Origin of the sequence: Cryobacterium sp. Hh7 (assembly GCF_004403155.1) — a bacterium.
Classification (GTDB): Bacteria; Actinomycetota; Actinomycetes; order Actinomycetales; family Microbacteriaceae; genus Cryobacterium; species Cryobacterium levicorallinum.
In genome coordinates, this window is sequence record NZ_SOHG01000016.1 from 371,465 (window position 1) to 379,322 (window position 7,858).

Below are 7,858 nucleotides of genomic sequence, written 5' to 3' on the forward strand. Positions count from 1 at the left end.
TCGCAGGCCACAGCGATGGATGCGAAAGATGTCGACAATAAGCGGATGCCGTCGGTCACGTCGTCAACGGCACCCACCGTCTTTCGGAGTTACCGACGGGCCACTACCCGTCGATGAAGTCGGCGGCAGCGCGCAGGAACGCGGCGGCCGCGCGGGCCCGATCCGCAGCATCCGCTTCGCGACTGGCAGCGACGCCAGCCGATCCGGCGGTACCAGCGGATGCCGCGAGCGCGTCGGTCCCGCCCCCGGGGCTTGCGGCCGGGTCGAGCAGCGCCGTTATCGCGGCGGGGATCGTGCCAGATGCGGTGCCGGGCGGCCGATCAGTCGGTTCCGCTGCGGCAGCCACCAGCGGCGCCAGGAAGACCCGTGATTTCGCGGCCCGCGGCCCGTTGAAGTCGGGGTTCTGTCGCGGCTGACTCGAAAATGCCTCCCGGATCTTCGCCAAGAACTCGCCGTTGGTCAGCCGATTTGCACTCGGCACCACGAGCAGGCTGGCTGCCACGGTGAAATCGCCGTGACCGCCCGTCTCGTACGCCACCTCGGTCGGTTTACAGGCGCTGAACAGCACTTCCCGCGCTAAGGCCCGCTTGCCGGCCCGGGCGGGAGCTCCGCGCTTGGCGCGGTATTTCTCGCTGGTCTCCTTGTCGGGAATGACGTACCGCGCCCGACGCCCATGGGGAGCGGATGCCGTACTCAGGTTCTGTACGTCAACCGGAAGCAGCTGCAGCCGGCGTTGGCCGTCGCCCGAGTGACAGGAATCGAAGAAGGCGGTGAGGCTGACGCCGTCGGGCAGCTGGTCGAAGATCTCTCCGAGGTCGTCGTCGATGATCAAATTGCCCTCGCGAAAGTCAATCGGGCAGAGCGCTTCGTCGTACTTCTTCTCCTCGTTGCCGGACTCCGCCTCGTCACCGTCAAGGTCGTCCACATAAGTGCCGTGCCCGGCGTACTGAAAGACCAGCACATCGCCCGCGACGCTGCTCGCCACCAGGTCCAGCAGCCCGAGCAGGATATTCTGCCGGGTCGCCTCCGCGTCGAGCAGTGTGCGCACCGCGAAACCGGCCGCGGTGAGCTGCGCTGCCCAGGCTTCGGCATCCGCTACGCAGCCGTAGAGGGCATCGCCGCCGGGATACGCGTTGATACCGACACAGAGTGCGTGGTGGGTTCCGGCCCGCCGGGGCATGGCCGGGCCCGGTACCGGCCAGAGCTCGTCGCCACGGGAGCGGGTGATCGGGAATGACTGGATGCGCGAGCTGCCGGTGACCCGGCGCGCGACGCTGTCCATGGTCGGGATATCGGTGTCGAACCAGCCATGGCTGGTCGAGGTGCTGCGGTTGGTCAAGGGGCCGCCCGTTGCTTTCGACCAGATGATGTCAGCGATGCCTCCGCTCGTGCCGGACAGCCCGAACAGTCGACTGAGCACCGGGTCGGCGCGGAGGCACTCCTCGAGGCCCAGAATGGGCGAAAATTCTTCGGGCTCAAACGACGCCCGCACCAGGTAGAGCAGGGACTTTCCGTAGGCGCCGAGGCAGGTGTCAGCGCGCTCGAGCTTTTCGGTCATGGTGAACAGCGCCAGCGACTTCACCTCCTGGCCACACAGAGGCACGAGCTGCTTCTCGAACACATCGGTGCGCACGGCCGGAGCCAGCAGGCTGAGCGTGTCGAAGGCCGGCACCCCGGCCTTCAAAGCGGCGGGAATAAAGAAGGAATGAAAGATTGATCCGGCACTGTGCCCAACGGCGTGCACGCTGATCGTGTCGGGGTGGGCGGTGCAGTACGCGCCGAGTGCTTCAGCGACGTAGCGGGCGCCGCCGTCCCCGGCCGATGCAGCCTCGGCCGCGCGCTTCATCTGCCCCCAGATCGCCTGCCCCTGGCCGAATCGGGCCGCGAGTTCAAGCACGCGGTCCTTGGCTTCGTCGAGCCAGCCGCGACGACCCTGCGCCCAGTCCCCCACCGCACCAGCGATGGCCCCAGCCAGGCCGGTCTCCCAGACGAAGTGAATGGGATACACGCCGTTGAACTTCCACCACTCCACCTGGGTGGCAGCGATCCGCAGCCCGGACTGCTCGCCGACCAGCCCGCCGTGGGCGTAGAACACAACGGGTACGACGCCGCCATGCTCGGCCACAAAGGCCGGCAGATGCGTCGCAAAGACGGCGTCGACATCCTTTTTAGTGGTCTGGAACACTCCACTCGATGAGAATTTGCCGCCGCTGAGGTTGACCACGTGCGGGCGAAGGCGGTCGAGCTCACTTGGAGACAGCGGCGGCTGCCGTGTGGCGGGGGGCATCGGTTCGGGCATGGCACCGTTCCTCTCATTCAGTTCATGTCATCTAGTTCATGTCATCTAATTCATGCTGGAACAGGGGTGGGGCGTTGCGATTATGTCGCTCCAGCGTTACTGCTGCGTTACTTCACCCGAAGCCTTGACAAACCACGCCGGCGGTTGCATATTGCACACAGAAACGGATGCTGTGGGGGCCGCCATGACAACTGGTACCGATCCCGAGTCTGCTGACGCGTCGCTCGCGCAACCGAGCGATCCCGGGCTGAGCGACGCCGGGCAGGGTGGTCTGCAGGTCAGCCTCACCGTTCTGGCCGAGGGGCCGTTCACCACGGTCCCACCGAATCCGCCCCCGGGCGAACCCGCGCCGCGCCTCACGACCACGCTGCGGGTTCCGGTCGAACGCATCGGCCCGGGGCCGCGCAGCGCCCGGTTCGACGTGATCGTGCGAAAGCCCCGTCAGAAGCCGTTCAGTCTCGACATCGGCTCCCCGACCCCGCCGTGGATGATCGTCGACGAGAAACCGCCCGATGATCTGGCGGCCCTGCTGGAGGACAGCCGATTCCTGGCGCAGCAGGTATACGCGGTGGCGGCATCCACTCTCGCCCTGTTTGAGTCAACACTCGGCCGGAGGATGGGCTGGGTCGGTGGCGGACGGTTGACCATCAGCGCCTACGATCCGGTGTCGTACCGACAATCCGGCTACTACCGCGACCTGGGTCTGATTCGATTCGGGCATAAACGTGACAATCGTACGAGTAAAGCAGTGCCGCTGGCCCTCTTTCGCGATCTGGTGGCCCACGAGGTGACCCACGCCATCGTCGATGGCTACCGGCCGAAATGGGCGGATGCCAAGGCCGAGCCCGACCAACTCGCCCTGCATGAAACGTTCGCCGACCTCGTGGCGCTGCTGTCCGTGTTTTCCACCCGCACCCTGGTCGAACAAATGTTGACGTCGTCCGGCGGTGACACCCTCAACCTCGATACCCTCAGCGAGGATGTACTTCGGAGCGACCTGTTCAGTTTGGGCGATGAGCTCTTCAAACGCGGAACCGTTCGGTCGTCCCTGAGCGAGGACAGTCCGCCCGACTGGCGCACTCTGCGCGACCCGCACGCTCGCGGCGGCGCGATCGTGCAGGTACTGCTGCGCGTGGTGGTGCGACTCTGGTTGAAGCGGCTCGACTTGCCCGGAGGCCGCTCGAGCCTGTACCAGATCGCCCGCGCCGGCGCAGACGTTGGCCGTCAGGTCTTGAGCATGCTCATCCGCAGCCTGGGCTACATGGCACCGGTGGATGTGACCTGGGAAGACCTGCTGGGCGGAATCCTCGCCGCCGATATGGCGGTCGTGCCCGACGACGACCTGGAGTATCGTCCCGTCGTCACCGAGGCATTCGCCGAGCTCGGCATCAAATTGCCCCCAAACCACGACCTTTCGGGCGTTGCGACCTTCACCGGACTGCGTTACCCGATTCGGCTGGCCGCCCTCAGCTCCGACCCGGAAGAGATCGTACGTTTTCTCTGGGAGAACCCGAAATTGCTGGAGGCGGCGAAGATCGACCCCACTCGTCCCATTTCGGTGGAACGGGTGCGGCCGACACTTCGGGTTGGGCCCGACGGCTTCGTGGTGTCGGAGATCGGTGCCACCTTCACCCAGGAATTCACGTTCACCGTCGCTGAAGCGCGCAGATTCGGGCTGACCACCCAGGCGAATGTTTTCATTCGCGGTGGCGGGCAACTGCGCTTCGACGAGGGTGGTCGTCTGAGCTTCGCCGCACTCAAGCCGATTCTCGACCTGGATCGGCAGCGGGCTAAACTCGCCGCGCACGCCCTCGCTCGCCCGGCGCTGAAAGCGGCTGCCGCGCCGCCCCCCGCACCGTCGCCCGCACCGCCGCCCGCCGCCCCGCCCGCTACCCCGGCACCAGGCGTAGCCGAACTGCGTCGGCCGACCTTTCACCCCTGACCCGTCTTCTGCGCACGAGCGCGGCGTTCAGAACGCGGTGCCCCACGCCGTTGTTTTGCCGGGGTCGGGTGCCTCGAGCTGCGCGATCTGTTCGAACTTACGGGCGCGCAACTTCTTGTTGACGCGCTTGACGACGTCGGCGCGACTGGCGCCGGCCCCGCTGCGCAGTTCCTCGAGCAGAAAATGCGTGAACGCGCCGTTGTACCGCCCGTCAAAGTTCGCGTCGGTCGCTTCCTGGTCGGCCTGGCATGCGGCCAGCAACACGGGCTTCGCAACGGCCGACGAGGTACGCACCAGATCGCGCAGCATGCGGGTGTTCGCGCCCGCGACCGCTGTGCCGTCCCGGCCGAGCGGTGTCGGTGGGGGCACGAAGCGTGGACGACGGTCATCCGATAGGAGGAGTTGGTCCATCGCCCGCAGGCCGCTGCCGCTATGGCAGGTGTCGAAAATCACGTCGAGCAGCACTCCCTCGGGCAACCGGGAAAACAAGGTGTGCAGTTCGTCGTCGACGATGAGCGATTCGAGGTCCCACTGGGAGCCGACCTGACGCAGGTCACAGGTGGCGAAGGCCTCATCGACGCCGTCAGGCTCTTCGTTATCGGTGTCGGCCACCTGCGTGCCGTGGCTCGACATGGTGAACAGAATGCGCTCCAGGTGCTCCCCCGGGGTATTCGCCCGGTCGAGCGCCTCGACCAGCGTTCCATAAACCGCATCCCGGGTCGCGGCCTGGTCGGTCAGCAGGGTGATGCTTGAGTCGGCAAATCCGAAGGCGCTCCCGAGCAATGCACTGACGTCTTCGGCATCGTTGACGCAGCCGTTCAGCCAACTGCTCATCGGCAGGTTCTCGAACCGATTGATGCCCACGCAGAGTGCCAATTGCTTCATGACGATCCGATCAAAAGGGCCGATTGCCAGCGGATGCCGCAGGCCAACTGTACAAACCCCGGCGTTACTGGCTGGTTACTGCCAGCTGTCGGGGGTACGCGTTGGCGGTGGCGGAGCATCCACTTTTTGGCGCGCACACGGCATTGACAACCGCCCCGGGGCTGGCCATTCTGGGCGGTAGCGGATCCCGCCTGAGGTTGCGGGTCGGCTTTGTACTTTTTCGCGGATCGAGCACTCATGGGTTTTTCAGTGGCACCGGGCTGGGATCTTCGCGTGCTGGGCTACTGGCAGTTACGCTACAGCGGCGTGCCAGTCGAGGTCGGTGCCCGCCAGCAGCGGCTGCTCGCGGCCCTCGCCGTGTTGCACACCCAACCGCGGCACGTGCTGGCCGCGCTGCTCTGGCCGGATAGCTCCGAGCGTCAGTCGGCCGGCAACCTGCGAGCGAGCGTGTTTCGTATTTCGCACGAACTCCCCCGATTGCTCCGCGCAACCGATCCGCTGCAGCTCGACGCGGCGGTGCGTGTGGATCTGCACACGGTACGCGATTTGATCACCGAGATCACCCTGACCGGCGGGTTGCCGGTGCCGCCGGAATCCGTCGATGTATTGCAGGAGGCCAACCTGTTGCCGGGCTGGTACGAGGAATGGGTGCTGGAACAGCAGGACCATCTGCTCAATCAGAGGGTGGACGCCCTGGAGTCCCTGGCCCGCTCCCATCTGCTGGTCGGCAGTTTCAGTCGAGCTCTGGGCGCGGCCCGTGCCGCTGCGGTTGTCGATCCGTTGCGGGAGAGCACCCAGCATCTGCTCGTGCGCTGCCATCTCGCCGAAGACAACTATGCCTCGGCGGTGCAGGTGTACCGCAGTTTTCGCGCCCTTCTGGGCCGTGAGCTCGGCGTCGAACCATCCGCCCATTTCGCCGCGCTGCTCGGACTGGAGCCGACCGATCTGTCCGGAGGCCTGCCCACCGGCCGCAGAGCTTTTGAGCGTTCGCTGCGACCTTCCTGATCGTCCCGCCCAGGCGCCCGCAATGCTGGAGCGCCGCCATCGTGGCCGGAATCATCAACACGTCAGCGCACGTCCACAGGCGCGGCGGCGCACAGGAGGTTCTCACCCGGGCCTCCCTTATGATCAACCGGTGACTGAAACCGAGTTCCCCCGCCCGTTCCGCCCGCAGTCGCGCTGGGTGCGCAGCGTCGGCCTGATGATCTTCTTCAGCCGCTGGCTGCAGGCGCCCCTTTATATCGGGCTCATCATCGCGCAGATCATCTACGTGATCGTGTTCATGGTCGAGCTCATCAACCTCGGCGGCGACGTCTGGACCTCGCTGACCGTGCCAGGGGACGACGGCGGCATCCATGTCGAAGAAGCCGCGATCATGCTCTCGGTGCTCGGCCTGATTGACGTCGTCATGATCGCGAACCTGCTGATCATGGTCATTATCGGCGGCTACGAGACGTTTGTGTCCCGCATCCGTTTGGAAGGGCACCCCGACCAGCCGGAATGGCTCTCCCACGTCAATGCCAACGTGCTCAAGGTCAAGCTCGCCATGGCCATCGTCGGCATCTCGTCGATCCATCTGCTCAAGACCTTCATCGAGGTCGGCGACCTGGCCGCGCGCGGCACCCCCGTCGATAACAACCCGACCGAAACCATCACCGGCAATATCTACACCTGGGACGGCGTGCTCTGGCAGGTCATCATTCACATGGTGTTCATTCTCTCGGCGATCGCACTGGCCTGGATCGACCGGATGTCCCAGTCCGGTCACTCACCCGCCGCCGCGGTGGCCGCGGTGCACCCGGTTAGCCCGGCACCGGCACCGGTCTCAGCCCTCGCCCCCGCGCCCGCGCGCCGCGAACTCGAAGGCCACCCTGCGGGAGCGACCGGAATCGCCCTTCACCTCTCCCAGCTCGGTCAGCTGCGCGAGGCCGGCGTGGTGACGGATGCCGAATTCCACGCCAAAAAAACGGAGTTGCTCGCTCGCTTCTAGCTAGAACGTCGTGAGGCCGCGGGCGCGGAACTGGGCCCGCACGCGCTCCTGCAGCGCGGAATCGGGCGGCAGCACGCCGTACCGCGGATACGGAATGGCCAGGCGATTCAACTTGTCCTCGCCCATCTGATGAAAGGGCAGTACCTCGACCCGGGTGTGCGCCGGCCGCCGAAGGGCATAATGGCGCGCTTGAGCGGGGCATCCGTTTGCAGACCGACAATGATCTCGCTGGGCTGGTCGATGTAGCCGGTGGCGTGCGCGGTAATCGATGCCGGGGTGGTCGGGTCGACGTCGTAGACGCCGAGCGCGCGCTGCCGGGGAACATATCCGTCAGCCGGGCCCAGAGCGCCAGTGTGCGGTCGGTGGCGCCGGTCAGAAAGCTCGCATCATCGGTGAACGGCGTGTAGTTGCGCTGGATCAAATCTCGAACATCATTGCCGTGCTGCCACGGCTCGGCGGTGAAGCCAGCCCAGCCTGTGTCGTCGGTTGTCGTGGCACGCGGGTTGTCGAGGAGGGTCATGCTTCTACGCTAACGAGGGGGCCAGGCCCGGTCTCGGGCTGTAAGCCCCGACTTTCCCGCAGATTTTTCGAGCGGATGCCCCTAGGAGGCTGCTGAATAACATGGGTTCAGCCGGCCCGGCGGGTCTCTAGAGTGTTTTTTTGCTCCGGGGTGGGGCGTTGTGAGATCGGCTGAGCGGTCGGCACCGGTATCGGGATGTGGCGTTGCGTCCGCTCGGAGAGG

Annotated in this window: 7 protein-coding genes; 3 read left to right on the plus strand and 4 right to left on the minus strand. The window is 65.7% G+C overall.

All coding sequences use genetic code 11. From position 1 onward, the window contains the following. Positions 1-103: 103 nt before the first annotated feature. Positions 104-2,299 (minus strand): caspase family protein, encoded by a 2,196-nt coding sequence (locus E3T43_RS06725; RefSeq protein ID WP_134471778.1) that lies wholly within the window; start codon positions 2,297-2,299, stop codon positions 104-106. A 184-nt stretch (positions 2,300-2,483) separates the two neighbouring features. On the opposite strand from E3T43_RS06725, the gene E3T43_RS06730 reads away from it, so the two are divergent. Then, on the plus strand, positions 2,484-4,241 hold the full coding sequence (locus tag E3T43_RS06730) for a hypothetical protein (protein ID WP_134471779.1): 1,758 nt from the start codon (positions 2,484-2,486) through the stop codon (positions 4,239-4,241). 27 nt (positions 4,242-4,268) lie between these two features. Here E3T43_RS06730 and E3T43_RS06735 read toward each other — a convergent pair whose 3' ends face one another. Further along, positions 4,269-5,126 carry a caspase family protein gene (locus tag E3T43_RS06735; protein WP_134471780.1) on the minus strand — a complete coding sequence of 286 codons (858 nt, stop codon included), beginning with the start codon at positions 5,124-5,126 and terminating at the stop codon, positions 4,269-4,271. 237 nt (positions 5,127-5,363) lie between these two features. On the opposite strand from E3T43_RS06735, the gene E3T43_RS06740 reads away from it, so the two are divergent. Together E3T43_RS06740 and E3T43_RS06745 are read left to right on the plus strand one after the other, a co-directional pair. Beyond that, positions 5,364-6,131 (plus strand): BTAD domain-containing putative transcriptional regulator, encoded by a 768-nt coding sequence (locus E3T43_RS06740; RefSeq protein ID WP_134471781.1) that lies wholly within the window; start codon positions 5,364-5,366, stop codon positions 6,129-6,131. A 130-nt stretch (positions 6,132-6,261) separates the two neighbouring features. After that, complete coding sequence (locus tag E3T43_RS06745) at positions 6,262-7,116, plus strand: TIGR00645 family protein (RefSeq protein WP_241978848.1); 855 nt, start codon at positions 6,262-6,264, stop codon at positions 7,114-7,116. Here E3T43_RS06745 and E3T43_RS19485 read toward each other — a convergent pair whose 3' ends face one another. Then, entirely contained in the window at positions 7,117-7,242 is a 126-nt protein-coding gene (locus E3T43_RS19485; RefSeq protein ID WP_255454178.1) for a hypothetical protein, read from the minus strand. It lies immediately after the preceding gene. Beyond that, a complete protein-coding gene (locus E3T43_RS19685; protein ID WP_370449898.1) occupies positions 7,224-7,460 on the minus strand; it encodes a pyruvate formate lyase family protein in 237 nt (78 codons plus the stop codon). The genes E3T43_RS19485 and E3T43_RS19685 overlap by 19 nt, the downstream gene beginning before the upstream one ends. Positions 7,461-7,858 lie beyond the last annotated feature (398 nt).

Coding starts and splice junctions, on each gene's coding strand:
- E3T43_RS06725 (WP_134471778.1), bottom strand. CDS start 2,299: ATGCCCGAACCGATGCCCCCCGCCACACGGCAGCCGCCGCTGTCTCCA.
- E3T43_RS06730 (WP_134471779.1), top strand. CDS start 2,484: ATGACAACTGGTACCGATCCCGAGTCTGCTGACGCGTCGCTCGCGCAA.
- E3T43_RS06735 (WP_134471780.1), bottom strand. CDS start 5,126: ATGAAGCAATTGGCACTCTGCGTGGGCATCAATCGGTTCGAGAACCTG.
- E3T43_RS06740 (WP_134471781.1), top strand. CDS start 5,364: ATGGGTTTTTCAGTGGCACCGGGCTGGGATCTTCGCGTGCTGGGCTAC.
- E3T43_RS19485 (WP_255454178.1), bottom strand. CDS start 7,242: ATGGGCGAGGACAAGTTGAATCGCCTGGCCATTCCGTATCCGCGGTAC.